This window comes from Polaribacter litoreus, from assembly GCF_054584775.1.
In genome coordinates this window covers 1-1472 of the sequence record NZ_JBTLRD010000073.1, presented here as the reverse complement: position 1 = coordinate 1472, position 1472 = coordinate 1, and the positions used below count along the sequence as shown (strand labels likewise).

2 protein-coding genes are annotated in these 1472 nt (G+C 29.3%); both read right to left on the bottom strand.

Annotated elements, in window-relative coordinates; translation table 11 throughout:
- Positions 1-324 precede the first annotated feature (324 nt).
- Complete coding sequence (locus ACW9UN_RS17190; protein ID WP_459487603.1) at positions 325-744, bottom strand: hypothetical protein; 420 nt, start codon at positions 742-744, stop codon at positions 325-327.
- Positions 745-900: 156 nt separating this feature from the next.
- Positions 901-1377, bottom strand: coding sequence for a netrin-like domain-containing protein (locus ACW9UN_RS17185; RefSeq protein ID WP_459487601.1), 477 nt, complete (start codon positions 1375-1377; stop codon positions 901-903).
- Positions 1378-1472: the final 95 nt, after the last annotated feature.

Below are 1472 nucleotides of genomic sequence, written 5' to 3'. Positions count from 1 at the left end.
TTTTGAGAGTTAATTTTTACGTTTCGATTCCGTTTTTGATTTGTAATTCGCGCGATATTTTTCCCCAATTAATTTTTTCACAAAACGTCAAGAATTCCAAAGTAGAGAAAATTCCCGCGTAAAATTTTCGCGTTGATTTGATTTTTCAAAATTCGCGAGAGACTGTTCAGCATTTTTTTCCTGCGTTTAGATTTTCCTGAGCAATAAAACATAACGGTCTAGTATAAGAATAGTTGCGAGTTTGCTTGCGAGGAATTTCCGAAGGAAATTCAGACGTAGCAAATACGCAACTACTTTTGTTTAAGCACTAAACCGCAATTATTTTTATACATTGTTGGCAATAGTATTTTTAATCATTATTTCATTCAGTTTTTGAGCATCCGATTCAGCAATTTCATTTAAATCAATCAGAATTTTTCGACCGTCAGTTTTTGTTAAAGTCATTTCATTTCCATTCAGTTCAGTCGCTTTTATTTCGTCAAATCTCAATGATTTTCCAAGAAATGATTTAATTCGAATAACAATTCCTTTATCATTCCATTGTACAGTATTTTTATACCAAAATAGTTTGCTGAAATAAAGTGCCTGCAAGAAAAATCCGCACGAACTTATATATTTATAGATTTTTTTATTTTCAAATTCAAACGGTTCAATTAGTCCGATGAAAATAAAAATCAGAGTTAGAATTATTAACAAAATCCAATAGTTTTTCTTTCCTAAATTATCAAAATGTATTCGTTTCATCTGCGTTCTGTTATATTATTGCCAACGTGTTTGTACAAGGTTAGTTGCGTGGTTAAGCAATAAAGTTAATAAATAATTCCTGACAAAGAAAATCCGCGAGGATTTTCGTAAGTAGGCTAGAAGCAAGCAATTAATTTTGTACGGTGTTGGCAATAGTTATTTTCCTTTTTTATATTTCAGTTTTTCAAGTTTTTGAAATTCTTTTTTGTTGACCTTTTTCAATTCTTGATTCCTGTCACATAGACTTGTTACAAAATCAAATTCATTTTTTGTTTTGGAAGAATATTGATTAGATTTTCTCGCATAAACTAAATATGATTTTCCAATTGAAAAATTATAGCCACAACTCGCTCCACTTTCAGCTGAAGCAATTTCAATAATCTCTTTCTTTACTTTTCCTTTTATAATTTTTGTGATTTCAAATTCATAAATAACTGGATTTCCGGAAAACACATATTTTCCTTCATTAAATTTTTTAATTCCAACCACAGTTCCGCTAATAATTAAATTGGCTTGAGTAAATGCTTTTTCAACTTTTACAGATAAAGATTCATTTGTTCGTACACAACTACAAGCATAACTTTCTGAAATTGAAAGAAATAATATTAATATTAGTAAAAAAGTCTTTTTCATATTCGTGAGATTTATTATTGCCAACGTTTATGTGTATTAAAAGTTGCGATTTTGTGCCATCGTTATTTTCCGAAGGAAAATATAAGATTGCAAAA